Origin of the sequence: Gilvimarinus algae (genome assembly GCF_030518215.1) — a bacterium.
GTDB classification, from domain to species: domain Bacteria; phylum Pseudomonadota; class Gammaproteobacteria; order Pseudomonadales; family Cellvibrionaceae; genus Gilvimarinus; species Gilvimarinus algae.
This window is the reverse complement of record NZ_JAULRT010000035.1, coordinates 102,357-125,158: the sequence shown is the minus strand read 5'-3', so window position 1 is coordinate 125,158 and position 22,802 is coordinate 102,357. Positions and strand designations below refer to the sequence as shown.

Here is a 22,802-nt window from a genome sequence, read left to right as displayed (position 1 = left end):
ATCTGAAAAACCGTTATGGCAAAAAGCAAACTCAATAAAGGCTCCTCCGGCCAGAACCGCAAGGCCAGCGAGGACTATATGGACAAATACCGCCAGAAAGACGGCGTAGAGCAAACCGCCAGCGGCCTGCTCTATCGGGTCATTGAGCCTGGCAGCGGCCTGACCCCCACCGAGGCCGACAGCGTTGAAGTCAATCAGCGCATCCAGCTGGTGGGCGGTAAGATCATCGGCGACACCTACAAAGAAGGCATGCCCGACGAATTCACCATGAAAGAAGCCATCCCCGGCATCCGCGAGGGCCTGCAGCTGATGCAAGAGGGCGCCCGCTACGAGTTCGTCGTCCCGCCCGAGCTGGCCTGGGGCAAAAAGGGCGTGGGGAATAAAATCGGCCCCAATGCGGTGCTGATTTTTGATCTGCGGTTGTTGAAGGTGGTGTTTTAAAAGTTTGCTATGAAGTCCGCAATACGGTTTTGTGCTTCGTTTGCGATGAGCAAAGCTATCGGCGAGCTCTTGTGTGGGTTAGGATAACAAGAGCACATCATCTCCTACCTTGATTTCCCCACCTTTTGGAGCATTTCCATAAATTCCCAAATTCTGGTCGGCTTCGCGAACGATGTTGCGCAGAATGCTTTTATCCTGCGGTAAGGCGCCTTGCTCGCGGATGACGGCGCCGCAGCGCCGGGCGGTGGCATTGCAGTCGATGGTGATTTTGCCAATTTGAATCTTGTGGTCGAGCCAGTGTTGTTCGGCTAAGCCCTGGATGGCGGGATCGGTATCGATGACGATGTTGGGGCGAAAGCGCTCCAGGTGCCAGTCACTGCCGGGATTGAGCGCTTTCATCTGGGCGAGGCTGGCGGTGGTGAGAATGTGCAGCGGCGAGACGAGAAAGAAGCTGCCCACCACTGACACGTACTCCTGCATGTCTTTTGGCAAGTTGTCGAGATCGGGTAAGGGTTCGCCTGGCTCGCGCTCAAAGGTGGCTTTGAGCTCTTCCAGCCAGGTGTGATTGTCTTTTTTAAAGCGGCGGTAGAAGTCTTTGTCGCTGGCCGGCCTGCGCGCTTGCAATAGGCTGTTGTGACCGACCAGTTGCGAGACCCGCTCGCTGGCCTCTGGGTCGTCGCTTCGCAGTGTTTCACCACCGGGGAAAGTGATGCTCACACCACCATCGGCGAGGGTGCCTGCGCGGCAGCGCAGCAGTTCGGGGCGAAACTTACAGCTTTGAATTTCACGGCGTTTTACGTCCTGTACTGCCCAGGTTCTGTCACCCTGCAGGCCGTTTGCGTCCAGCCAGCATCGCGAAAGCGGCTCGCCAGCCATGCCTTTCACCGGGTAGCGCCAAATGGATTGAACGGTGCCGACTTTCATAGAGGCTCTCTGCATTGTCATTGAGCCGAGGGTAGGCAGCGGGCGCACCGGAGTCTATACGTCGATCTACGTATAAAAATAGAAGGCGCTAAGCTCCAGCGGGTTTGGTGGCCGCTTTTGCGCCAAGCGGTATCAGTACCATCATGGCCGCCAGCAGCCAAAAGGAGGTTGCCAGACCTATCCAGTGCGCGACAAAGCCGATGAGCGCGGGCCCCAGCAGTATGCCGGCGTAGCCGGTGGTGGTGACGGCGGCGATGGCAAGCGCCGCGGGCATCAGGCTTTGTCGGCCGGCGCGGCGAAACAGCACCGGGACGATATTGGCGGCGCCGAGGCCAATGAGTAAAAATCCGCTGAGCGCCACTATGGTCCAGGGGCTGGCAAGCAAGACCACAAAACCGAGCACCGCCAGCCAGCCGCTGTAGTGCAGCAGAGCGAGATCCCCCAAACGGGTAGCGAGACTGTCGCCGCTAAAGCGGCCAGTCACCATGGCGATGGCAAAGAGCATATAACCCAGGCCGCCGCGCGCCTCGCTCACTCGCCCCTGCTGGGTAATCAGCAGGGCGCTCCAGTCGAGAATGGCCCCCTCCATCAAAAAGGCGATGGCCGTGAGTGCGGCCAGAAGCAGCACTATGCCTTTGGGGAAAACAAATAGGGTGTCGCTTGCCGCAGGCTTATCGCGCAACAGTTGTGGCGCTGCGACTGCCATGGCCGCCAGCATGATAAGCGCGCAGGCGAGGCTGGCGAAAAGCAGGTTGCTGCCGAGCGAGAGCAGCGCCGTCATCAGCGCTGCGCCGAGAAAACCGCCGAGGCTAAAAAGCGCGTGAAACCCCGACATAAGATGGGTGCCGGCGGCCTGTTCCACTTCAACGGCGTGCAGGTTGATGACCACATCCAGCGAGCCCAGGGCCGCGCCAAAAGCCAGCAGGACCAAACCCATGGTCATTGGGCTGTCCATAACGGTCAGAAGCGGCAAAATAAGCAACAATGAGAAGCCGCTGGCGAGAATCACCGGGCGGCTGCCCATGCGCGCGGCGATAATGCCCGAAAGCACCATGGCGCATACCGAGCCCACACCAATACACAGAATGAGCAGCCCGAGGATGCTCTCATCAATGGCGAGTTTGTGCTTGATAAAAGGCACCATGGGCGCCCAGCAGGCAATACCGAAGCCGGCCACGAGAAACCCGAGGCGAGTGGCCAGACGGCTGGCCGGGGTGTCGGCTGAGATCATAGGGGTTTATCCATGGCGAGGCCGCTAAGTCCGCAAGCGATAGGCTGCGTCCGGGCTCAAGAAACTTGGTTTTACTCAATATTTTGAATCTGCTCGCGCATTTGCTCGATCAGGACTTTGAGTTCAACGGCGGCTTGAGTGGTTTCGCTGACCACGGATTTTGAAGACAGGGTATTGGCCTCGCGGTTGAGCTCCTGCATCAGAAAGTCCAGCCGGCGACCGAGGGAGTTCTTTTGTTTGAGCGTGCGGCGTACTTCCTGAATGTGCGTATCCAGCCGGTCCAGCTCTTCGTCGACATCCGCTTTTTGCGCCATCATGACGATTTCTTGTTCCAGGCGGTCCGGGTCCAGCTCAACGCTGAGCGCCGCGATTTTTTCCTGCAGCTTCTGCCGCTGGGTTTGCAGAATCTCGGGCAGGCGCTCGCGCACCAGGCGCACCTGCTCGGCGATGCCGTCCAGCCGCTGTTCGATAAACCCGGCCAGTTCGGCGCCTTCGCGGGCGCGATGCTCAATCAGTTGGTCGAGGGTGGTTTCAAATTGCTTGAGGGCGTTCTCGTGCAGGGCCTCGCGGTTCATTTCTTCGCTGATCTGCACCCCGGGCCAGCGCAGCACCTCCAGCGGATTGATAGGGGCGCAGTTGGGAATTTGCGCGTCAATGCGGCTGCAGGCATCCGCCAGTTGCGCTAGCCGCTCGCTGTCCAGGCCGATGCTACCGCCGCTGGATTGTTCGGGCTGAAAATGAATGCTGGCCTCAAGCTTGCCGCGCTGCAGCTTGTTGCGGGTGATTTCGCGCAAGGCAGTCTCGATTTCACGAAACTCTTCAGGCAGGCGCAAATACATTTCCAGATAGCGGTGGTTAACGCTGCGCACCTCCCAGATTAAGGTGTAGTCAGTGTGCTGGCTTTCGGTCCGGGCAAAGCCGGTCATACTGCGAGGCATGGCGTATCCTGTGATGGGGCGGTAGTGCAGAGCGCACGATAAACGTTAACATAGGCCCGATATTAACACACACCGCAGCGACGCAAGTGGCTGCCAGGCAACAGGACCCGATGTATGCAGCGCCCCAGCGGACGACTCCCAGAACAGTTACGCCCTATTACGCTCACCCGCCAGTTCACCAAGCACGCCGAGGGCTCGGTGCTGGTGGCCTTTGGTGATACCAAGGTGATTTGCACCGCCAGCGTGGTGCCGGGGGTACCACCGTTTTTGCGCGGCCAGGAACAGGGCTGGCTGACCGCTGAGTACGGCATGTTGCCGCGCTCGACCGGCTCACGCATGAACCGCGAGGCCGCGCGGGGCAAGCAAGGGGGCCGCACCGTCGAAATTCAGCGCCTGATCGGCCGCTCGTTGCGCGCCGCGGTGGATCTCGGTCAGCTGGGGGAAAACACCCTGCACATTGACTGCGATGTGATTCAGGCCGATGGCGGCACCCGTACCGCCTCCATCACCGGCGCCTGGGTGGCGGTGGCCGATGCCATTGGCTGGATGAAAGCCAAGGGGATGGTCAAAGGCGAGCCGCTGATCCGCGCTATCGCTTCGGTATCCGTGGGTATTTATCAGGGCGTGCCGGTGCTGGATCTGGATTATCCCGAAGATTCCAACGCCGATACGGATATGAATGTGGTCATGGCCGATGACGGCGGTATTATTGAAATTCAGGGGACGGCGGAGGCTGAGCCGTTTAGCGAAGATCAGTTTGCACAGATGCTGCGGCTGGCCAAGCAGGGCATTGGGGAGTTGAATAACTTGCAGCGTGAGGCGCTGGCCGCAGGATAAACCGTAGGGCCGGGGGTGAGCGGCGTTGCCCGCTCACCCTGGCGTGCAGAGCGTTACAGCTCCATATCGTAATCGACGATTACCGGCAGGTGGCTGGAGAACTGGCCATTTTTGTAAATGGCTCCGTACTCGACCCGCTGGCCGATGGCGTTGGAGGCGACCTGGAAGTCGGTGCGCCAGCCCGGGCCGGTACCGATTTTGCCGCTGGGCCACCAGCTGTATTCGTCCGGATCGCGAATGGCGCGGCGGAAGGCGTCGACATAGCCGATCTGGTTAAACAGCTGGCTCAGCCACTGACGTTCGTGGGGCAAAAAGCCGGATTCGTGCTGCAGCTCGTCGGAGTCGGTGACATCCCGCGGTGTGTGCGCCATTTGCCAGTTGCCGCAAAAAATGTACTCGCGGCGCTTGCGGGTAATCTTGTCCATGTGCGCCTGCAGGTCGTCGAAGAACTTGATTTTGACTTCCTGAGATTCCACTTCGGAGCTGGCACTGGGGGCGAGCAGTGAGCCGATGCTCATGTGTTCGTAATCGACTTGCAGGTAACGGCCTTCCATGTCCACACCGGATGAAAAGCCGAGGCCAAAGATCAGCGCTTTGGGTTGCTTGCGGGTGTAGATAGCCACACCGTTGTAATGCGGTGTTCCCGAGTCAAAAAAATACGCGAAATAGCCTTCGGGATGAAAGATGTCGTCGTCCAGCTCGTACTCAAGCGCACGCAAATCCTGCAGGCAGATAATGTCCGCGTCCTGATTCTCCAGCCATTCATACAGGCCGCGCTGCGCCGCTTGAAAGATGCCATCGACGCTAAGACTGATAACTCTCATGTTAGCCCCTTAGTTGCGGACTGTGTATGATACCCGAGCCGGAAGCCTATGTGTTATGGGTTATCGGAAGTTGCCAGGCCCGCGTGGGATTTTTTACCCTTTTTTATTGTTGTTGGTTAAAAATCCGGCAGGTGGGCGGCCGTGTGAGCTTTCCGGTCACTGCGGCCTTGCTCTCGCTTATAATAGCCTGATTTTCCCGAAACAGTACAGGATCAGCCCTCATGAAAGATTATCAACGCGACTTTATCGACCTTGCCATCGCCAAAGAGGCGCTGCTGTTCGGTGAGTTTACGTTGAAGTCCGGCCGTATCAGCCCCTATTTCTTTAACGCCGGGCGCTTTTTTCAAACGGGCTCAGGGCTGGCGGCTCTCGGGCGTTTTTATGCGCAGGCTATTGTCGATGCCGGCGTGAGCTTTGACCTGGTGTTTGGCCCGGCCTACAAAGGCATTCCGCTGGCCAGCGCTACGGCCGTGGCTCTGGCCGAGCATCACGGTATGGATGTGCCCTATTGCTTTAACCGCAAAGAGGCCAAGGATCATGGCGAGGGCGGTACCTTGGTGGGCGCGCCGCTTAAAGGCCGCGCCCTGATCGTCGATGATGTTATCACCGCGGGTACCGCCGTGCGTGAGGTGATGGAGATTTTAGCGGCGGTAGAGGCCACGCCGGCTGCGGTCATGATCGGCCTGGACAGGCAAGAGCGCGGCCGCGGTGAACTGTCGGCCATTCAGGAGGTGGAGCGGGAATATAAAATTCCCGTCGTGAATATCATTAACTTGGCGGATATTATCAGCTATCTTGAACAGCAAGGCGGTTCTGAGCGGCTGGAGGCTATCAAGGCCTATCGCTCCCAATACGGCGTATAGGAGTACCCGATGACACGGTTTTCAAAGCGAATGCTGATTTGCCTTCTGGCGGTGCTCTGCAGTGGCGCTTGGGCGCAGGAGGAAGAAACGGAGCACAGCAATGCTCTGTTCCGCTACAAAAATGACCGTGGTCATCTGGTGGTGGACCAGAGCATTCCGCCGGCCGCCGCCGCCCGGGGATATGAGATCATCACTGACACTGGCCGGGTTTTGAAAGAAGTGCCGCCCGCGCCCAAAGGTGAGGATGCCGTCCGCTACGCGGAGCAGTTGCGCCGCGAGGCCGAACTGGCCGAGTGGGATGCTCGCTTAAAGCGGCGCTTCAGCTCGGTTAAGGATATTGAATCGGCGAAAAAACGCGCGCTGACGGAGCTGCGCGGCAATCTGAGTATTTTGCAGGCGAACTTGTCCGGCGTATCGGCGCAGCTTGAAGACCAGCAGCGCCGTGCCGGTATCATGGAGCGCAATGGCACGGAAGTCTCCGAAGCCGTGCAGACCAACATTCATCAGTTGGAGGCCGAGCTGGTGGAGATTCGCAAACAGATTCGGGCCCGCGAGCAGGAAATTGACCAACGAGCCGCAAGGTACGATCGCGATATCGAGCGGTTTCGCGAAATTAAATCCTGACCCTTAAACCACCGGCGTCGATTCGCGCATCAATCCCGCGGCAATCACCGGCCATTGATCGGCCCAGTACTCGGTCGGTGGTCGGCGGAACTCGCTGCGGACGAATTGAGTGATCCGCCCGTCCGCTACACTCATCAACAGGTTGGCCGCTGCCGATAGCGGCAGGTTCGGGCGCAGCCCTTCACGCAGCTCCGCTTCACGTATCACTTGTTTGAGCTGGGTTTCAACCCGCTCGAACAGCTGGGCGATGCGATTGCGCAGGCGCTCGGTTTCCCCGGTCAGGGCATCGCCGGTCAGCAGGCGGGTAATTCCCGGATTGCGCTCGGTAAAGCTCAGTAGCAGGTAGAGAATCTTCTCGCAGCGATCCAGCGCGCCTGGCTCCTCGCTTAAAATCAGCTTGATCCGGGTGAAGATTGTCTCTTCAATAAATTCAATCAAGCCTTCAAACATTTTTGATTTGCTGGGAAAGTGGCGATAGAGCGCCGCTTCGGAAACGCCGACTTCTCTGGCGAGAGCAGCGGTCGTGATGCGGGCCCCGGGGCTGGCTTCCAGCATACGGGCAAGGGCTTCGAGAATTTGCTGGCGGCGCGATACCTTCTGATGGGTTTTACTCATAGGGCAAGCTCTGCTCTGTGTTATGACCCAGGTGTCCGCTCGTGAGAGCGCCTGAGTGTTCCATTAAGGGCGAGGGCCTTTCATTCCCCCGGCGCTCTCGCCCATTGTGTATTCAGCTCGACTTATTGGTGATCAGTGTGCCCACGCCAATGTCGGTGAAAATTTCCAGCAGCACGGCGTGGGACACACGGCCGTCGATAATATGGGCCGAGGTCACACCGCACTTGACCGCATCCAGCGCGCAGCCGATTTTGGGCAGCATGCCGCCGTAAATCGTGCCGTCGGCAATCAGCTCGTCCACTTGCGAGGTGGTGAGGCCGGTGAGAATGTTACCCTCTTTGTCCATGAGCCCGGCCACATTGGTCAGCAGCATCAGCTTTTCCGCCTGCAGGACTTCGGCAATCTTGCCGGCCACCAGGTCAGCATTAATGTTGTAGGAGGCCCCGTCCTTGCCGACGCCGATGGGCGCGATCACCGGAATAAAATCACTGTTGAGCAGCATGTCGATAACGGCTTTGTTGATCGATGCCACTTCGCCTACATGGCCAATATCGATGATCTCCGAGGTAGAGACCTCTGGCGTCTGCGCTTTGACTTCAAGCTTTTTGGCGCGAATCAGCTGGCCGTCTTTACCGGTAACACCAATAGCCTCGCCGCCGTTGCGGTTTATCAGGCTGACGATCTGCTTGTTCACCGTGCCGCCGAGCACCATTTCCACCACGTCCATGGTTTTGCTGTCGGTGACGCGCATGCCGCCGACAAATTTGGAGTCGATGTTGAGCTTGGCCAACAGGTCACCAATTTGCGGGCCGCCGCCGTGAACTACAATGGGGTTCATGCCCACGAGTTTCATCATGACGATGTCGCGGGCAAAGCTGTTCTGCAGCTCTTCGTCCACCATGGCGTTGCCGCCAAACTTGACCACAATGGTTTTTCCGGTAAAGCGTTGAATGTAAGGCAAGGCCTCGGTCAACACCTTGGCGATGTTCATCGCAGCGTCGCGATTGAGAGACATAGTTAAAAATCCAGCTTCAGGGTTTTATCAATTTTCAACAGCTCGCGTTTAAACAGCTGTTGCAGTTTGTTGAGGGTTTCTTCGGATTCGGCCTCAAAGCGCAGGGTGATTTCAGCCGCCGTGTTGGAGGCGCGCACCAACCCCCAGCCTTTGGAAAAGTCGACCCGCAAGCCATCGATGGTGGTGGCCTTGCCGCTTTGAAAGTCGCCCTCGGCAATCAGTCGCTCGATCAGTTTGAACTTGTCCGCCTCAGCCACCGGCACACGAATTTCGGGTGAGCTGGGCAGCATGGGGAAGGCGGCAAACACGTCGTCGATGGGTTGATCGCGCAGGGTGATGATCTCCAGAAGACGGGCGGCAGTATACAGGCCGTCATCGAATCCGTACCAGCGCTCCTTAATAAAGATATGGCCGGAGTATTCACCGCCGAGTAGCGCACCGGTTTCGGCCATTTTGCGCTTCATGTGCGAGTGACCGGTTTTCCACATGATGGGGCGCCCACCGTAACTGGATATCAGCTGGTTGAGTTGCTTGGAGCACTTCACATCGAAGAGCACGTCGGCGCCTGGGTTACGCGACAAAATGTCCTTGGCAAAGAGCATCAGCAGGTGGTCCGGCCAGATGATCTTGCCCGCCGGCGTCACCACCACCAGACGGTCACCGTCGCCGTCAAAGGCAACGCCAAGGTCGGCTTCGGTCTCTTTGACTTTGGCGATAAGGTCTTGCAGGTTCTCGACAAGGCTCGGATCCGGCGGATGGTTGGGGAAGCGGCCGTCGAGTTCGCAGTGCAGCGGAATCACCTCGCAACCGAGTTCCTCAAACAGCGCCGGTGCCACCACGCCGGTAATGGCATTGCCGGCGTCGATCACGATACGAATTTGTCCGGCCAGAGCGACATCGGAAAAGATGCGGTCGATGTAATCGGGGGTGATGTCTTCGTGGGTTTCCTTGCCCTCGCCTTCGAGAAACTTGCCGCTGGCAATGCGCGAGCGGATATCTTGTATAGAACCGTCGGCCAGGGTCTGGCCGCCGATCACCATCTTAAAGCCGTTGTACTCAGCGCCGTTGTGGCTGGCAGTAACCATGACACCGCTGTTGGTGTCCTCCAGTTCGCACACGGCAAAGTGCATAACGGGGGTGGGAACCGTGCCGATGTTGATGACATCGCAGCCCGATTCCAGCAAACCGTCTACCAGCCGTTGGCACAGCTCCGGGCTGTGGCTCCGGCCGTCGCGTGCCACGACAATGCTGGTCTCGCCCTGGTCTTGCACCTCGCTGCCGAGCGCCAAACCGATTTGATAGGCAAGATCCGGTGTCAGGGCAGCACCGACTTTGCCACGAATGTCGTAGGAGCGAAAAATCTCATCCGGCAGGTGCGGGCCGTCCTGCACGGCAGGCTGGGCGCTGGGCGCTTTCTTGCGCGGTGCAGCGCTGTCGAGTCCGAGGATGTCTGCGTCCTCTTCGATGACTTCGATGTCGAGAATGTCTTGGTTCTGATAGAGGGTACTGGGCTGGGGCGCCTCTTGATCGGTGGCCGCATCGCTCTTGGATTTATCCGCGCTGCGGGTATCGACATATTGCTGGGGCAGCGTCAGCCCCTCGCCGGTAGGCCCTGGTTTACTGCGCACCAGCAAGCGCGAGAGCACCAGTGACAGAGCGAGCCCGGTAGTGACGCACAGGCTGATCACCAGCAGCCACATACCCGGCAGCTCGGCGGATTGCTCGACCAATTTCTGTGAGGGCGTAAAATGAACGCTCAAATAACTGCCTGGAATTTTGGCTTCCGCGGGGGGCGCTGCATCGCCGCTGCCGTGACGGTGCAACGGGTAGGGACGGTGGCTGGAGAAGGACTGTTGCAGTATCAGGGTGCCGCGGTCTTGCTCGTTGGCTGTGACCATGCTTTTCAGCGCGTCGGTGTCGAACGTAGCGAGCAGGCTGCCGGGGGCATCCCCCTCGCCTTGGGGGGGCACGGCACTGGCAATCTGTAGCTGCCACTGGCCGTCAATCGGGGCGGCCTCTGGGAGGGTCTCCTGGCGGCGGGTGCTGCGCCGGATCAAGTCAATTTCGGCGTAGCGCAGCGGTGCTTGATGCTCCCGGTCTATCTGCGCTTTTCCAGCGGCAAAGGCCCGCAGGGCGAGCAACTCCGGATGTTCTGCCATCCGTTGACCGGTAATCTGTGCCAAGGTCTCGGCATCGCCGGCTTCCATAGCGGCCACCAGGGCCGGGTCTTGTGCCCAGCCTTTTACCAGGGCCTGCCTTTCATGCAGTGCGGTGGCAATACTCTGGGCGGTAGATTGGGCGGCGTGGGCCGCCGCATCGGCCACTCGCTGGCGCTGCTTACCCTCGACCATTGAACCGTAGAGCCAATAACCCACGCCGGCGTTGATCAGCAAGGTAATGCCCACCAGCAAAAACAGCATGCGGTGACGACGGGCGTGCAGTTGCTTTTTAATGTCTTGTGCGCGCCGCTCGGCGCGGGTCATTTTCGGTTGTTGTTCACTGTCAGCGCTGTTGGCCGGTGTGTCGGTCATTGTCCGTTGTCCTTTGAGTTCTTGCTTTTCTCGGTGGAGTCACTCTTAGTGGCCAGTAGGGCAATCAGATCCCGTGCCAACTGGGTTTTGCTGCGCTTGTCGAGCAGGATTTCACCCTCTTCGTCGATCAGGGTGACGGCATTGTCGTCACTGTTAAAGCCAGTATCGGTGCCGCTGACGTCGTTGGCGATAATGCACTCTACCCCTTTGCGTGCACGTTTCGCTCTCGCATAGTCTAGAACCCGCTCGGTCTCGGCGGCAAATGCCACGCAATAGGTGGGCTTTTTCTGAGCCGCTACCGTGGCCACAATGTCCGGGTTTTGCACCAGCTCCAGCTTCAGGCTTTCATCGCCGTGCTTTTTCAATTTCTGAGCGCTGCGGTGAGCCGGCCGGTAGTCGCAGACGGCGGCGGCGGCAATAAACAGGTGGCAGTTACCGGTTGCCTCAAGGCTGGCGGCGAGCATTTGATCGGCGCTGATAACGTCTATTCGCTCGACTCTATCGGGCGTTGGCAGGGCGCAGGGACCGCTGATGAGCACCACTTTGGCGCCGGCCTCGGCGGCGGCTTCGGCCAGGGCGAAGCCCATCTTCCCGGAGCTGTGATTACTCAGGTAGCGCACCGGGTCCAGCGCCTCTCGGGTGGGGCCGGCGGTAATCACCACCCGGCGGCCGCTGAGCGCGCCACTGGCAAAGCTGCCGGCGAGCAGCTCGGCAAGCTCAATGGCTTCAAGCATTCTGCCGGGTCCCACTTCGCCACAGGCTTGGCTTCCCGAGGCCGGCCCGTAAAAGGTCACCCGTCTGTCTTTTAACAAATCAATGTTGTGGCGCGTGCCCAGCGCGTCCCACATGGCCTGATTCATGGCCGGGGCGAGGGCAATAGGTGCACGGGTAGCCAGACAGAGGGTGGCCAGCAGGTCGTCCCCCAGGCCGCCGGCGAAGCGGGCGATAAAGTCGGCACTGGCCGGCGCGATCAGTACCCGGTCGGCCCAGCGCGCCAGTTCAATGTGGCCCATAGCGGCTTCGGCTTCGGTATCGAGCAGCGAGGTGTGCACCGGGTTGCCCGAGAGCGCCTGCAGTGTCAGCGGGGTGATAAATTCACAGGCGGCGCGGGTCATCACCACGCGCACCTCAGCGCCACGCTCTTTCAGTGCCCGCACCAGCTCGGCCGCTTTGTAGGCCGCTATGCCGCCGGTAATACCCAGCAGAATACGTTTGTTTTGCACAGTGGACATGAAACGTTTCGCCGCATTGAAGGTAAGTGCTTGCTTAGGGGGTAAAGATACCATTCCAGGCGTCGGATAACACCTCCGTGGCGCGAAATTGTGGTTTGAAAATACCCCTCTGGTGGGCTTGAATAAGGGCTTAGTCACGCTGACAAGGAGGTTCGTCATGTCGATTGCCCAGTGGCCCGTGGGGGAGCGCCCGCGGGAAAAACTGCTCGAGCGCGGCCCGGGGGCGCTATCGGACGCCGAGTTGCTGGCCATTTTTCTGCGCACTGGCTGTGCCGGTAAATCCGCTGTGGACCTCGCCCGCGAGCTGCTGGCGGGTTTTGGTGGCTTGCGGCCTTTACTCGAGGCCTCCCACGAGGCGTTCTGCCGCGGCGAGGGCCTGGGTGATGCCAAGTACGCGCAGCTGCAGGCGGTGCTGGAAATGGCTCGGCGCCACCTCAGCGAAACACTGAGTGTCGGCGACGCTCTGACCAGCCCCGACTTGGTGCGCCGGTATCTGGTCTCGCAGCTGCGTCACAGCACGCGCGAAATTTTTGCGCTCTTACTGCTCGATAACCAGCACCGCCTGATTCGCTACGTGCCGCTGTTCATGGGGACTCTGGATGGCGCCAGCGTCTACCCGAGAGAAGTGGTCAAGCTGGCGTTGTCGAGCAACGCGGCGGCGGTGATACTGGCGCACAATCACCCATCGGGGGTGGCTGAGCCCAGCCAGGCGGACCGCCGCATTACCGAGCGTCTGATTGCTGCACTGGATCTGGTGGGGGTGCGTGTGCTCGATCACATGATTGTCGGTGACGGCGAGGTGACTTCCTTTGCCGAGCGGGGCCTGCTGTGAGCCGATCAGGGGTGGATATCGGTATTTTCTGGCTAAAAAAGCAACGAAACGTTGCTATTGGAAGGCGCTTTTGGTATAAAACGCGGCTCTTCGCGGCCGGGTTCCCGGGAGGCGCCCGAAAACCGGGTTCCCGAGGGTGAGTCCAGAGCACCGGACCCCGCTGTCAGGCCGTAATTTGGATACACAGGCTGCTCGATGAATCCTGCTCTGGGCTGCTTTTGCTAATGCTGAAGCATAGAGGCAGCGCAGCGCGATTAAATTTGGTTAAGAGGCAAAACCATGTCTAAGGTATGTCAGGTTACCGGCAAGCGTCCCGTAACTGGAAACAATGTTTCTCACGCAAAAAACCACACCAAGCGTCGTTTTTTGCCGAATTTGCACACCCACCGTTTTTGGGTCGAGGCGGAAAAGCGTTTTGTGAAACTGCGCGTTTCTGCTAAGGGTATGCGCGTTATCGACAAGCGCGGCATTGAAGCCGTACTGGCCGATCTTCGTGCTCGCGGTGAAAAAGTTTAATTGAGGAGATAAGTCATGCGCGAGAAGATCCGTCTGAACTCAACTGCTGGTACCGGTCACTTCTACACGACCGACAAAAACAAGCGCAACATGCCCGAGAAAATGGAGATCAAAAAATTCGATCCCGTTGCTCGCAAGCATGTGATCTACAAAGAAGGCAAAATCAAGTAAATCTTGGTGCGCTTTCGACGTAAAAAAACCCGGCGTGCGCCGGGTTTTTTTACGTCTGTGACTTAAGGCTGGTCAGAAACTGGGTTTGAGGATTTCTACTCCACCTGCTCGCCCCAGCAGCAGCACGTCGGCGCCGCGATGAGCAAAGAGGCCGTTGGCCACCACACCGGTGATCTGGTTGATTTTCAGCTCCAGGTCTCTCGGGTCCGTAATGGCGAGGTTGTGCACGTCCAGAATCACATTGCCGTTATCGGTAGTGACGCCTTCGCGATAGACCGGGTCGCCGCCGAGCTTGACCAGCTCGCGCGCCACGTAGGAGCGGGCCATGGGAATGACCTCCACTGGCAGGGGAAAGCTGCCCAGCACTTTCACCCACTTGCTCTCATCGGCAATGCAGACAAATTCCCGGGCGACGGCGGCGACGATTTTCTCTCGGGTCAGCGCCGCGCCCCCGCCTTTGATCAACGCCAGCTGGGCGTTGGATTCGTCGGCACCGTCGACATAGACCAGTAGCTCGGAAACGCTGTTGAGGTCCAGCACCTCAATGCCCAGGGTTCGCAGCTTGTTGGCCGAGGCATCGGAGCTGGCCACGGCGCCGGCGAAGTCGTCTTTCAGATCGCCCAACATCTCGATGAAAAAGTTGGCCGTTGAGCCCGTGCCAATGCCCAGGATGCTGTCTTTTTCCAGCTTGGGTGCTATGTAGTCAATGGCGGCGCGCGCCACCGCTTGTTTGAGTTGATCCTGATTCATAACCGCTCCTGCAAGTCATCTGTGCACCATTATACGGTGTCGCGTCCGAATTATCAGTGTCTGTACTCGTGGCGCAGGTGTAACCTACCCTTAAATTGTTTATCATGCTGCGAACCTCACACTCCCTTGCAAGACTGAGCTATGCCGGACTCTTACATAAAACGAATTCTCAATGCCCGCATCTATGACCTGGCGGTAGAGACGCCGCTGGATCAGGCGCGACTGTTGTCGCAACGCACCAACAATCATGTGCTGCTTAAACGCGAAGACCTGCAGCCGGTCTTCTCCTTTAAAATTCGCGGTGCCTACAACAAGCTGTTGCAGTTGACCGAGGAAGAGCGGGCCCGCGGTGTGATCGCTGCCTCGGCCGGCAATCACGCCCAGGGGTTGGCGCTCGGTGCTCAGCACCTGGGGGTGCGCGCGGTGATTGTGATGCCGCGCACCACCCCGGCCATTAAAGTGGATGCGGTGCGCGCCCGTGGCGCCAAGGTGGTGCTTCATGGCGACAACTTTGACGAGGCCGCTGCGCATACGCAAAAGTTGATTGAGGAGAAGGGTTACACCTACATTCATCCGTTTGACGACCCGGATGTCATCGCCGGTCAGGGTACCGTGGCCATGGAAATTCTGCGCCAGTACCCTAAGCACATTGATGCCATTTTTGTCGCCGTCGGTGGTGGTGGCCTCTGCGCCGGTGTGGCTGCCTATGTGAAATACGTGCGCCCGGGCGTGAAAGTTTTTGCGGTGGAGTCCGAGGAGTCCGCCTGTCTTGCTGCGGCCATGGAGAAAAACCGTCGCGTGCGGCTGCCGCAGGTGGGTATTTTTGCCGACGGCGTTGCGGTGGCTCAGATTGGCAAGGAGACCTTCCGGGTTCTGAAAAAAACCATCGACGGTGTGATTACGGTTAATACCGATGAAATCTGCGCCGGTATTAAAGACATATTCGAGGACACCCGTTCCATCGCCGAGCCTGCCGGGGCGGTGAGTGTGGCTGGCCTGAAAAAATACGTGGCCGAAAACGGCATCATTGGGCAAACGCTGGTCGCCATCGACTGCGGCGCCAACATCAATTTTGACCGCTTGCGGTATATCTCTGAACGCACCGAGATTGGCGAAAAGCGCGAGGCGGTTTTGGCGGTAACCATTCCTGAGCGCCCGGGCGCTTATCGGGAATTTTGCCAGGCACTGGGCAGACGTAATATCACCGAGTTTAACTACCGCTACGCGGACTCTGACAAGGCCCGTATTTTTGTCGGCGTGCAGGTCAGCGCAGACCCCTCGGATCGCGACGAGCTGGTGAGCAGTTTGCGCGAGCAGGGCTATGAGCTGGTGGACATGACAGACAACGAGCTGGCCAAGCTGCACATTCGTCATATGGTCGGCGGTCACGCGGCCGAGGTCAAAGATGAAATGGTCTTCCGTTTCGAGTTCCCGGAGCGCCCCGGCGCCCTGCTGAACTTCCTGAGTCAGGTGGCGGGCCGTTGGAACATCTCGCTGTTTCACTACCGCAATCATGGTTCTGCGTTTGGTCGAGTGTTGGTGGGTATGGAAGTGCCGAAAAAAGAGCGCGCCCAGGTGCGCAAGTTTTTGGCCGAGATCAATTACCCTTTCTGGGAAGAGACCGACAACGAAGCCTACCAGTACTTTCTCGGATAAGGTTAAGGGGCCTTAAAACAGCCCCTGAATCCCCTGCCGCCGACCAAACCGCCGTCGGTTACTACCCCGTCTACAGGAACATCCCAGCTTTGCAGGGCCAGCCCCGCGACCTCTTGGATCTGGTGGGCTACACCGAGCAGCTTCGGTCGGTTCCAGCCTGGCTGATGACGCCTGAATGCAAAGGTGGTGTCGTAAAAGCCCCCTCCCATACCCAGGCGCCCGCCGCTACGATCAAAGCCCACCAGCGGCAGTAGCACCACATCCAGGTGTTTGGGCGACAGCGGGGCGCGGGCTACCTTTATCGGCTCGGCAATGCCGAAGCGGTTGCGCCGAAAGCGGGTTTTGGCCGTGAAGGCGGTAAACCAGAGTCGGCGTTTTGACCAGGGGTGAAGCACCGGGAGGTAGCAACGAATACCGCGTTGCCAAGCCCAGCGGGCAATGGGGCGCGGATCGATCTCACCGTCGGCGGGCCAATAGAGTGCTATGTGCCTCGCTGCTCGCAGTTGGGGTAAGTGCTTGAGGTGACGACAGAGCGATTCGGAGGCCTGCTTTTGCTGCGCGCTGGACAAGGCTCTGCGCTTTTGTCGCAGCTGGCGGCGCAGGTCGGAGCGTGAAAGAGGAGGTTGGCTCATGGCGGGTAAAATAAAACCCCAGAATGCCGCTGTCGATTGGGCCTTGAACCCTAAAGTTCAAGGGGTGGCTCCTGCGATGCTATTAGGCTTTCCGTCGTGCGGACTTGCTCACAAACACCGGCGAGGAGCTACCGGGTACAGCAGTATCGGCTCAAGGACATAGTCAACTGGCGTACATCCCAGGGTGTATTCACAGTATAGCGCAGTTTTCCCTTTGACCCCAAAGGCCGGGCCACATCAATGTGATGACAACCGGTCCAGCTGCGCCTCGATTTTTTCTTGCATTCTCTGCAGCGTGGCACTGTCGCCGCCGACGGCGGAGTGATTGCTCTGCGCCTGCAGCAGTTCGTGACTGAGGTTGAGCGCGGCCATAACAGCGATACGCTCGAGACCGATAACGCCTCCCGTGTTTTTAATCAGGCGCATGCGCTCGTCGAGAATTTGCGCCGATTGAATCAGGGCGCTGCGCTCTTCAGCCGGACAGGCGACCTGGTAGTCCTTATCCAGTATTTTCACGTGTACCGTTTCGTTACTCACAGTGCCCCCGTCCTATTCCGATTCAAGGCTTTTCAGCCGGGTGATCATCGCTTCTACCCGCGAGCGCGCCAGCTCGTTTTTTTCCACCAGTCTTACCCGCTCGCGCTGCCACTCGCTTTCGCGCTTTTTCAGCTCGGCATTGTCCTGCTGCAGGCGGGTGCACTGGCGGATCAATTCGTCCAGTTTGGCTTCCAGCGTATGTATCAGTTCATCAGACATGGGGCAGGTGACCAATAGAGTTTCAAAGGCTACTATATTGCGCCGTTTGCAGGGGGTCAATCGGCCTTAACGTAAATTCTAGTTTATGTGCGCAGTGTCCGAATATCAAAGGTGTTTTTGATTTTTCGACCTTGGGCGCGCCGGGGCTTGTGGCGCCTGTGTGCTAGCATGGTTCTTTGGTTAGGAGAGTAATGCATGTCTGAAATAGAAAAAGTCGCTAATCCCTTTGACGACTGGGATGATCGATTGGCACCGCTTAACGCGCTTAACAGCCCGGCAGAATTGCAGGGCATGCTCTGCGGCAGGCTCTGCGGCAGCCCCTTGAATGAGGCCGACTGGTTGCGACTGGTGAACGATTTCATGGCTCTGACGGATGAGCCAGACGCAGAGACCACCGACGCTTTGCTGGAGTTTTTGCAGCTTACCCGCGAGCAACTCTCGGGAGAAGGGTTTAGCTTTGTGCTCCTGCTGCCCGATGATGAACAGGGTATGGCCGAACGGGTAGAGGCGCTGTCGCAGTGGTGTCACGGTTTTCTCAGCGGCTTTGGCGCTTCGGGCGCGGCTGAGCAGGATCAGGTCTCCTCCGAGACGGCGGACACGCTGCGCGATTTTTCCGCAATTGTGCAGATTGAGTCGGATGACAACGATGCCGCCAGCGCCGAGTCGGATTTTATCGAGGTCTCTGAATACGTGCGTATGTCCGCCCTGACACTGTTTCAGCGCTTCCATCCCGATTCAGTCGCCGCCACCGCACCGACCGCCTCCGCTACTTTGCACTGAGTGAGCCATGAGAATTACCAAAGCTGAATTTGCCCGGCGCCGCAAGGCGCTGATGGATGTGATGGAGCCCGATAGCATTGCCATAGTGCCCTCGGCTCCCGAGCGGACCCGCTCGCGCGACACCGAGTACCCCTACCGCCAAGACAGTGACTTTTATTACCTGACAGGCTTTGCCGAGCCAGAGGCGGTGTTGGCGCTGATTCCCGGACGCGAGCATGGTGAGTGTGTCATCTTTTGTCGCGACCGCGATCCCGAGCGCGAGATCTGGGATGGTTACCGAGCCGGGCCCGAAGGCGCCTGCGCCGACTATGGTGCCGACGACGCCTTCCCGGTGGACGATATCGACGATATTCTGCCGGGCCTTCTGGAAGGCCGCGAGCGGGTCTACTACGCCATGGGCAAAGATCCAGCGTTTGATCGCCAGGTTATGGACTGGGTGAATACCATCCGCGCCAAGGTGCGCTCCGGCGCCACCCCGCCCGGTGAGTTTCTCGATCTCTCGCACTTTTTGCACGACAACCGGCTGTTCAAAAGCGCTGCGGAAATCCGGGTCATGAAAGAGGCCGGGGAAATTTCAGCGCGCGCGCATGTGCGGGCGATGGAGTTTTGCCGCCCCGGAGTCATGGAGTACCAGCTGGAGGCCGAAATTCTGCACGAGTTTGCCATGGCTGGGGCTCGTTCTCCGGCCTACAGTTCTATTGTCGGCGGTGGCAAAAACGGCTGCATTTTGCATTACATCGATAATAGCGCGCCGTTAAAAGCCGGCGAACTGGTGCTGATTGATGCGGGCTGTGAGCTGGAGTACTACGCGGCGGATATCACTCGCACCTTTCCGGTCAGCGGCACTTTCAGTGAGGAGCAGCGGACCCTCTACGACATTGTCCTAAAGGCGCAGGACGCCGCCATGGAGACGCTAAAGCCCGGTGCTCACTGGAACGAACCCCACGAGGCATCGGTGCGCGTGATCACCGAGGGTTTACTGGAGCTCGGTCTGCTTGCCGGTGAGCTGGAGGCCTTGATTGAAGAGGGCGCCTATCGCCGCTTTTACATGCACCGCATCGGCCACTGGCTCGGAATGGACGTGCACGATGTGGGTGACTACAAAGTCGGCGGCGCCTGGCGCGTGCTTGAGCCCGGTATGGTCATGACCGTTGAGCCTGGAATTTATGTGGCGCCGGACGATGACACCGTGGCCAAGAAGTGGCGAGGCATTGGCATCCGCATTGAAGACGACGTCCTCATCACCAAGGCTGGCTGCGAGGTGTTGACCGCGGCCGTCCCTAAAACCGTCAGCGAGATTGAGGCGCTGATGGCCCGCGCCGCTAAGGCTCGTGGAGGCTGACAGTGGCGGAGTATGATCTGGCGATTGCCGGTGGCGGCATGGTGGGCGCCTCGGTGGCGCTCCTGTGTCTAAGACATAACCCGCACTGGCGTATTGCCTTGATTGATCCGCGCTCCGGTGCACCGGAGCAGAGCCGGCCGAGTTTCGATGCCCGCTCCACAGCGCTGTCGGCGGGCAGCATGGATTGCCTTGAGACGCTGGGGTTACGCGCGCCGTTAGAAGCGGCGGCGCCGATTACACGAGTGCATGTATCGGATCGCGGCTACCTGCCCGGGCAAGTACTCAGTGCCAGCGATTTTGGCAGGGCCGCCCTTGGCTATGTCGTGCGCAATGACGCGCTGGGACGGGCTCTGCTGGGCGCTCTGGACGCCTGTGCGGGAATTGACGTTTTACAGGATTCAGTGGCGCTGCTGCGCTTTGGTGCAGAGGCGGCACAGCTAGAGCTGGCCTCTGGCGAGCTCATCAGCGCTCGCCTTGTGGTGGTGGCCGATGGGGCGGACTCGCCCCTACGCGAGCGCTTGGGCATCGGCGTCGAACAGTCCGACTACCAGCAGTGCGCTGTCATTGCCAATATCCGCTCGAGTCTTCCCCACCAGCAGACGGCCTACGAGCGCTTTACCGACACCGGACCTATGGCTTTGCTGCCGCTTGCCGATCCCCACGAGTCGGCACTGGTCTGGACGCTGCCCCCAGAACTCGCGGCTGGGCTTTGCGCCGGCTCGCCGGAGGCGTTTCTCGGCCACCTGCAGCGGCGCTTTGGTCACCGGCTCGGCCGTCTGAGGGCGGTTAGTGAACGCCACGCCTATCCTTTGGTTCGCCGTGAGGCCCGCGAGCAGGTGCGCTCGCGCCTAGTGCTGGTGGGTAATGCCGCGCACTCTCTGCATCCCGTGGCCGGCCAGGGGTTTAACCTCTCACTGCGCGACGCCCAGATACTGGCGAAAAGCCTGAGTGGCTCAGTGGACCCGGGGTGTCTGTCTGGTCTTGAAGCTTATTGTCAGCAGCGTCGGGCCGATCAGCGACTGACGAGTGAGCTGACCCACCGAATGGTGCAATTATTCACGCATAAAGGCTGGAGCGCTGTCACTCTGCGCCACCTTGGGCTTTTGAGCCTTGAGCTGGTGCCGGGGGCAAGCGCCGCCTTTGGCCGGCAAATGATGGGGGTGGCGGAAGCGTCCTATGGCTGAGCAGCAGGTCGATGTGATTGTGGTCGGCGCGGGCATGGTAGGTCTGGCTGGCGCCCTTAAGATCAAGCGGGCCTGCCCTGAGTATCGGGTGGCGCTGGTGGCGCCCCTTGAGCAGGCGCCCGCTGAGGCGCTCTTTGATCCCCGTGTAGTCGCCCTGACTCAGGCTTCCCGCGCTTTACTGGAAGAGCTGAACGTCTGGGACGCCCTTGTGACCGAGCGAGTCTGCCCTTACCAGCATATGCACGTGTGGGATGGCGAAGGCAGTGGTTCTATCGATTTTGACAGCGTCGCGCTCGGCGCTGAGGCGCTGGGGTATATTGTCGAAAACAGGCTCATTGTCCGCTACCTGACCCGCGAGCTTGAGCGCAGCGGGGTGATTCGCTACGAGGCCGAGGCGAGTGCTTTGCTGAGCCTTGGCAGCCATGTAGGCGGCGTGGCGCTGGAGGGTGGTCTCGCGCTGCGCGCACCTGTCACCCTGGCCGCCGACGGGTCGCGCTCGCGCCTGCGGGACTGGGCGGGGCTCGCCGTGCGCGAGTGGTCTTACGGGCAAACGGCCATAGTCACCAGTGTCCGGACCGAGCTTTCCCACGGTTTTGCCGCGCGCCAGAGGTTTATGCAGTCCGGCCCCCTGGCTTTTCTGCCCTTACGCGAGAGTGACTGTGACAGCACGCCGCGGCATTGCTCCATCGTCTGGTCGGCGGATCAGGCTCTCGCCGATGAGCTGATGGCGCTGGATGAGGGCGTTTTCGCCGAGCGTCTGGCGGCGGCCTTCGAGCATCGCTTGGGCGCCGTCGAGTGGGTCGCCGAGCGCTACCCCCTGGCGCTCTATCAGCGCCATGCCCGGGCGTATGTCCGACCGGGGTTTGCCCTGCTGGGCGATGCGGCCCACAGCATTCACCCGCTGGCAGGTCAGGGGGTAAACCTCGGGTTTCTGGACGTTGTCAGTCTTGCCCGCGAGCTGGCGCGCGCAAGGCAGCGGCAAGTCCCCTTGGAGGATGTCGCTACGCTGCGGCGTTATGAGCGCGAGCGAATGGGACATAATCTGACCATGATGGCGACCATGGAGGGATTCAAACGGCTGTTTGGTGCCCGGTCGCTACCGGCGCTTTTATTGCGCAACCGCGGCATGTCGGCGGTTAATAACCTGCCGGCCCTGAAAACTGTGTTGGCCAAAGAGGCCATGGGGCTATCGCTGTAATGAAACTTTCGGAAAAAACCGGGAAAATGGCCATGGTGGCACATTTTTTTAATGCACTTTTGCTGCTATGGCTGATCGCCGCTGCCGGGTTTCTGGCTGCAGAGCTGACAATACCGACGGTATTTGCTGCCGTGATTACGCTGGTGATTGCCGTGCTGGTGCTTCGCCGCCGCCGTTGGGGCTACTTCGCAGCGGCCGCCTGGGGACTGGCCTGCTATCAGCTTGCCAAAGAGGGGTTGGCGTTGGAGCTGGTAAAACGCCCCGCCATGCTGGGCGGCTTCGCCGTGGTCGTGATTGCGCTGATTTTGCACGAAACCTACTGCCGGCGCCCCATAAGTGAGCGCGAGCCGCCGGCTTGAGGTGACAAGCCCGTGAAACTGTGCGTTCGCTGCTTGAACTCGCCATAGCCAAGTGATTTAATTTTGATCAGGTTCGGTGGGATTGCTGAACTTTGATGGCCGGGGATTGTGTTCGACCAAAGTTGACAAGCGCCTTTGATCGATCGTGAATTCGTAGGTCTCGTGTCTGGTGGCACGTTTTCGACAATCTGCCAGCGCGGGGTGGTAAGTAAGCCGAGTTTGTCGGCGTAAGGAAGCAAGAGGGCGTTATGTCTGATCAATTGGTCTCTGGTGTCGTTAAATGGTTTAACGATGCAAAAGGTTATGGTTTCATCGAGCGTGAAGGTGGCCCGGATGTGTTTGTCCATTTCCGGGCAATCAATGGCAGTGGCCGCAGAACCCTGCTTGAAGGTCAGAACGTGACCTTTGAAGTGGTTCAGGGGCAGAAAGGCCCTCAGGCGGAAAACGTTACCGCCGTATAGCCGTATAATAGCGCGAAGGCCGTCGCCTTCGCCGGGCGCTCAGAGCGCTCTTCCGGTATATCTCGCCCTTGGTCGCTCTGGCGGCCAGGG

General features: G+C 59.2%; 26 protein-coding genes and 1 other RNA gene. 14 read left to right on the top strand and 13 right to left on the bottom strand.

The genetic code is table 11. From position 1 onward, the window contains the following. Nucleotides 1-15: 15 nt before the first annotated feature. Nucleotides 16-441, top strand: a complete 426-nt coding sequence (locus QWI16_RS04145) for an FKBP-type peptidyl-prolyl cis-trans isomerase (RefSeq protein ID WP_302711487.1) — start codon at nucleotides 16-18, stop codon at nucleotides 439-441. A 78-nt stretch (nucleotides 442-519) separates the two neighbouring features. Here the strand turns inward: QWI16_RS04145 and QWI16_RS04140 are convergent, their stop codons facing one another. The 3 genes from QWI16_RS04140 to QWI16_RS04130 form a co-directional block, all read right to left on the bottom strand. Further along, nucleotides 520-1,365, bottom strand: coding sequence for an MOSC domain-containing protein (locus tag QWI16_RS04140; RefSeq protein WP_302711486.1), 846 nt, complete (start codon nucleotides 1,363-1,365; stop codon nucleotides 520-522). An 88-nt stretch (nucleotides 1,366-1,453) separates the two neighbouring features. Further along, entirely contained in the window at nucleotides 1,454-2,596 is a 1,143-nt protein-coding gene (locus QWI16_RS04135; protein ID WP_302711485.1) for an MFS transporter, read from the bottom strand. A 71-nt stretch (nucleotides 2,597-2,667) separates the two neighbouring features. Then, nucleotides 2,668-3,534: a YicC/YloC family endoribonuclease gene (locus tag QWI16_RS04130; protein ID WP_302711484.1), complete on the bottom strand. Its 867-nt coding sequence runs from the start codon at nucleotides 3,532-3,534 to the stop codon at nucleotides 2,668-2,670. Nucleotides 3,535-3,648: 114 nt separating this feature from the next. On the opposite strand from QWI16_RS04130, the gene rph reads away from it, so the two are divergent. Then, the gene (rph, locus tag QWI16_RS04125; RefSeq protein ID WP_302711483.1) at nucleotides 3,649-4,371 is read left to right on the top strand and encodes a ribonuclease PH; all 723 of its coding nucleotides are present in this window, start codon (nucleotides 3,649-3,651) and stop codon (nucleotides 4,369-4,371) included. Nucleotides 4,372-4,424: 53 nt separating this feature from the next. Here the strand turns inward: rph and QWI16_RS04120 are convergent, their stop codons facing one another. Further along, the gene (locus QWI16_RS04120; protein WP_302711482.1) at nucleotides 4,425-5,195 is read right to left on the bottom strand and encodes an exodeoxyribonuclease III; all 771 of its coding nucleotides are present in this window, start codon (nucleotides 5,193-5,195) and stop codon (nucleotides 4,425-4,427) included. Between the two features lie 221 nt (nucleotides 5,196-5,416). Between QWI16_RS04120 and pyrE the strand changes: the two genes are divergently transcribed. Further along, nucleotides 5,417-6,058, top strand: a complete 642-nt coding sequence (pyrE, locus tag QWI16_RS04115) for an orotate phosphoribosyltransferase (protein WP_302711481.1) — start codon at nucleotides 5,417-5,419, stop codon at nucleotides 6,056-6,058. 9 nt (nucleotides 6,059-6,067) lie between these two features. Continuing rightward, nucleotides 6,068-6,682, top strand: a complete 615-nt coding sequence (locus QWI16_RS04110; protein ID WP_302711480.1) for a hypothetical protein — start codon at nucleotides 6,068-6,070, stop codon at nucleotides 6,680-6,682. A 3-nt stretch (nucleotides 6,683-6,685) separates the two neighbouring features. Here QWI16_RS04110 and slmA read toward each other — a convergent pair whose 3' ends face one another. The 4 genes from slmA to coaBC form a co-directional block, all read right to left on the bottom strand. After that, the gene (gene slmA / locus QWI16_RS04105) at nucleotides 6,686-7,297 is read right to left on the bottom strand and encodes a nucleoid occlusion factor SlmA (protein WP_302711479.1); all 612 of its coding nucleotides are present in this window, start codon (nucleotides 7,295-7,297) and stop codon (nucleotides 6,686-6,688) included. A 112-nt stretch (nucleotides 7,298-7,409) separates the two neighbouring features. Further along, nucleotides 7,410-8,312 (bottom strand): acetylglutamate kinase, encoded by a 903-nt coding sequence (gene argB / locus QWI16_RS04100; protein ID WP_302711478.1) that lies wholly within the window; start codon nucleotides 8,310-8,312, stop codon nucleotides 7,410-7,412. 2 nt (nucleotides 8,313-8,314) lie between these two features. After that, nucleotides 8,315-10,843: a phosphomannomutase/phosphoglucomutase gene (locus tag QWI16_RS04095; protein WP_302711477.1), complete on the bottom strand. Its 2,529-nt coding sequence runs from the start codon at nucleotides 10,841-10,843 to the stop codon at nucleotides 8,315-8,317. Beyond that, a complete protein-coding gene (coaBC, locus tag QWI16_RS04090; RefSeq protein ID WP_302711476.1) occupies nucleotides 10,840-12,075 on the bottom strand; it encodes a bifunctional phosphopantothenoylcysteine decarboxylase/phosphopantothenate--cysteine ligase CoaBC in 1,236 nt (411 codons plus the stop codon). The genes QWI16_RS04095 and coaBC overlap by 4 nt, the downstream gene beginning before the upstream one ends. A 157-nt stretch (nucleotides 12,076-12,232) precedes the next feature. Here coaBC and radC point away from each other — a divergent pair, with 157 nt between their 5' ends. The 3 genes from radC (at nucleotide 12,233) to rpmG (ending at nucleotide 13,594) form a co-directional block, all read left to right on the top strand. Next, nucleotides 12,233-12,907 (top strand): RadC family protein, encoded by a 675-nt coding sequence (gene radC / locus QWI16_RS04085; protein ID WP_302711475.1) that lies wholly within the window; start codon nucleotides 12,233-12,235, stop codon nucleotides 12,905-12,907. Between the two features lie 279 nt (nucleotides 12,908-13,186). Beyond that, nucleotides 13,187-13,423 (top strand): 50S ribosomal protein L28, encoded by a 237-nt coding sequence (gene rpmB / locus QWI16_RS04080; RefSeq protein WP_253968263.1) that lies wholly within the window; start codon nucleotides 13,187-13,189, stop codon nucleotides 13,421-13,423. Nucleotides 13,424-13,438: 15 nt separating this feature from the next. After that, a complete protein-coding gene (gene rpmG / locus QWI16_RS04075; protein ID WP_302711474.1) occupies nucleotides 13,439-13,594 on the top strand; it encodes a 50S ribosomal protein L33 in 156 nt (51 codons plus the stop codon). Nucleotides 13,595-13,666: 72 nt separating this feature from the next. Here the strand turns inward: rpmG and rpiA are convergent, their stop codons facing one another. After that, nucleotides 13,667-14,344 carry a ribose-5-phosphate isomerase RpiA gene (rpiA, locus tag QWI16_RS04070; protein WP_302711473.1) on the bottom strand — a complete coding sequence of 226 codons (678 nt, stop codon included), beginning with the start codon at nucleotides 14,342-14,344 and terminating at the stop codon, nucleotides 13,667-13,669. 141 nt (nucleotides 14,345-14,485) lie between these two features. Between rpiA and ilvA the strand changes: the two genes are divergently transcribed. Next, a complete protein-coding gene (gene ilvA / locus QWI16_RS04065) occupies nucleotides 14,486-16,000 on the top strand; it encodes a threonine ammonia-lyase, biosynthetic (protein WP_302711472.1) in 1,515 nt (504 codons plus the stop codon). Nucleotides 16,001-16,002: 2 nt separating this feature from the next. Here ilvA and QWI16_RS04060 read toward each other — a convergent pair whose 3' ends face one another. The 4 genes from QWI16_RS04060 to QWI16_RS04045 form a co-directional block, all read right to left on the bottom strand. After that, entirely contained in the window at nucleotides 16,003-16,632 is a 630-nt protein-coding gene (locus QWI16_RS04060; protein WP_302711471.1) for a 5-formyltetrahydrofolate cyclo-ligase, read from the bottom strand. An 11-nt stretch (nucleotides 16,633-16,643) separates the two neighbouring features. Beyond that, nucleotides 16,644-16,821, bottom strand: a non-coding RNA gene (gene ssrS, locus QWI16_RS04055) — 6S RNA. 48 nt (nucleotides 16,822-16,869) lie between these two features. Next, nucleotides 16,870-17,169 carry a cell division protein ZapA gene (locus QWI16_RS04050; protein WP_302711470.1) on the bottom strand — a complete coding sequence of 100 codons (300 nt, stop codon included), beginning with the start codon at nucleotides 17,167-17,169 and terminating at the stop codon, nucleotides 16,870-16,872. Nucleotides 17,170-17,181: 12 nt separating this feature from the next. After that, complete coding sequence (locus tag QWI16_RS04045; RefSeq protein ID WP_302711469.1) at nucleotides 17,182-17,388, bottom strand: TIGR02449 family protein; 207 nt, start codon at nucleotides 17,386-17,388, stop codon at nucleotides 17,182-17,184. 195 nt (nucleotides 17,389-17,583) lie between these two features. Between QWI16_RS04045 and QWI16_RS04040 the strand changes: the two genes are divergently transcribed. The 6 genes from QWI16_RS04040 to QWI16_RS04015 all read left to right on the top strand — a co-directional run bounded on the left by QWI16_RS04040 (nucleotide 17,584) and on the right by QWI16_RS04015 (nucleotide 22,712). Then, nucleotides 17,584-18,168 carry a UPF0149 family protein gene (locus QWI16_RS04040; protein WP_302711468.1) on the top strand — a complete coding sequence of 195 codons (585 nt, stop codon included), beginning with the start codon at nucleotides 17,584-17,586 and terminating at the stop codon, nucleotides 18,166-18,168. A gap of 7 nt (nucleotides 18,169-18,175) precedes the next feature. Continuing rightward, on the top strand, nucleotides 18,176-19,510 hold the full coding sequence (pepP, locus tag QWI16_RS04035; protein WP_302711467.1) for a Xaa-Pro aminopeptidase: 1,335 nt from the start codon (nucleotides 18,176-18,178) through the stop codon (nucleotides 19,508-19,510). 2 nt (nucleotides 19,511-19,512) lie between these two features. Then, nucleotides 19,513-20,694: a 2-octaprenyl-6-methoxyphenyl hydroxylase gene (ubiH, locus tag QWI16_RS04030; protein ID WP_302711466.1), complete on the top strand. Its 1,182-nt coding sequence runs from the start codon at nucleotides 19,513-19,515 to the stop codon at nucleotides 20,692-20,694. Next, nucleotides 20,687-21,892, top strand: coding sequence for a UbiH/UbiF/VisC/COQ6 family ubiquinone biosynthesis hydroxylase (locus QWI16_RS04025; RefSeq protein ID WP_302711465.1), 1,206 nt, complete (start codon nucleotides 20,687-20,689; stop codon nucleotides 21,890-21,892). The genes ubiH and QWI16_RS04025 overlap by 8 nt, the downstream gene beginning before the upstream one ends. Continuing rightward, nucleotides 21,892-22,251 (top strand): hypothetical protein, encoded by a 360-nt coding sequence (locus QWI16_RS04020; protein ID WP_302711464.1) that lies wholly within the window; start codon nucleotides 21,892-21,894, stop codon nucleotides 22,249-22,251. Before QWI16_RS04025 ends, QWI16_RS04020 begins: the two co-directional genes overlap by 1 nt. A 248-nt stretch (nucleotides 22,252-22,499) precedes the next feature. After that, nucleotides 22,500-22,712 carry a cold-shock protein gene (locus QWI16_RS04015; protein WP_302711463.1) on the top strand — a complete coding sequence of 71 codons (213 nt, stop codon included), beginning with the start codon at nucleotides 22,500-22,502 and terminating at the stop codon, nucleotides 22,710-22,712. The last annotated feature ends 90 nt before the right edge of the window (nucleotides 22,713-22,802 follow it).